The sequence below is a fragment of the Thiothrix caldifontis genome, from assembly GCF_900107695.1.
Lineage (GTDB): Bacteria > Pseudomonadota > Gammaproteobacteria > Thiotrichales > Thiotrichaceae > Thiothrix > Thiothrix caldifontis.
In genome coordinates this window covers 1-1,659 of sequence record NZ_FNQP01000058.1, presented here as the reverse complement: position 1 = coordinate 1,659, position 1,659 = coordinate 1, and the positions used below count along the sequence as shown (strand labels likewise).

1 protein-coding gene is annotated in these 1,659 nt (G+C 35.5%); it reads left to right on the top strand.

Translation table 11 applies throughout. The annotated features are described in order from the left end of the window. Positions 1 to 120: 120 nt before the first annotated feature. A complete protein-coding gene (locus BLV87_RS18895) occupies positions 121 to 1,515 on the top strand; it encodes an RNA-binding domain-containing protein (protein ID WP_093071204.1) in 1,395 nt (464 codons plus the stop codon). The last annotated feature ends 144 nt before the right edge of the window (positions 1,516 to 1,659 follow it).

Genomic DNA, 1,659 nt, shown 5'->3' with positions numbered 1-1,659 from the left:
GTGAAGAAGCCTGTCAGCCGTATGGGGTGTTCAAAAAAATGACTGACCGGTCTGGATGGGATGATCAGATTCGGGTTTTTCTACACCCTCGTTATACAAAACCAACACTACAAAGGACTTATGGAAATAAGAAAGCTTTCAAAAAAAGATGCTCTATTTTATTGCACTAGAGATGAAGATCACTTTTTCGATAGAAAAGCATATGGAATAAAAGGAGATAAAGTTCAGAAAATTGCGGTTGCTTTTGCCAACGCTGATGGTGGTGAGTTTGTTGTAGGCATTGCAGACGAGAAAGAAGAACATGAAGCCTTTAAGAGATGGAAACCTGTCGAGTCGATCGAAAAATTTAACCCAATAATTCAGGCTTTAAATGAAATAGAGCCAATAATAGAATATAGATGTGCTTTTTTGAGACAAGATAATATTAGTGGTTACGTTTTACTAATAACTATTGAAAAAGGTCGCCAAGTTCATGAAACAGCACAAAAAAAGGTAATTGTAAGACAAGGCGCACAATCTTTAGAGTTAAAAGGAAACTTACGAATTTCAGAATTAGCTTATGCTAAAGGGCAACGTTCATACGAAGACGAATTGACACCTGATGCATCTATTGATGAATTAGAGTCATCAACCTATCTTGCTGAATTTATTAGTCATCTTCCATCAGATAACATAGAACCTTTGGATTTGCTAATCAAACAAAATTTAGTTGATAAAAATTGGACTCCACGTGTAGCATCTATGTTACTTTTTGCAGAAAATCCTTCTGCCATTTTAACCAAGCAATGTGCTATTAAAATAGCTAGATATGATACTACTGATGAAGACCCTGAACGAGACGATTTAACTAACGATATTTTCTCAATAGAAAAACCAATTTATCATCAAATCAACGATGCTTACAATATTATGGTTAAGTTGTTTGAGAAGAATCAAGTATGGACACTGGATGGCTTAAAAATAATATCTTACCCAAAAGAAACAATATGGGAATTGTTAGTTAATGCAGTATTGCATAGAGATTATTCAATATCAGACAATATCTTCATCGGCATATTTAATGATAGAGTTGAAATAAAAAGTCCTGGACGACTACCTGGATTTGTAAAAGTCACTAATATTTTAGATAATAGATTTAGCAGGAATTCAAAATTAGTGCGATTACTATCAAGATACCCTAATGCCCCTAATAAAGACTTAGGGGAAGGTGTTAATACAGCATTCCAAAAAATGAAAGCAATAAGAAAAAAAGAGCCTGAAATAATTGAAGACGGCAATTTCTTAAAGGTAACAATTAGACATGAGCTAAACTATCCTCCTGATGAAGTTATAATGAAATTTTTAGATAAATTCGGAGAGATAAATAATAAGCAAGTTCGCGATCTTACAGGAATTAGAAATGCTTCAACAATATCATCTATATTTTCCAGAATGAGAGAGAAAGGTATATTACAAAAAAATGATTCTACCTCATCAAGTAATGTTACATGGTCAAAAGCAGCAATAAGAGTATAACGAGTGTGTCGACGACGGACGCGGTGACAGCCCGCGATTTTTAACGACTTACTCCCCGCCGCGCCCGTCACACGAGACGTTGAGGCTGTAGAAAAACCCTCCGAACCGCCATTTTGTGGGATAATCAGGCATCGCAAGCACCAG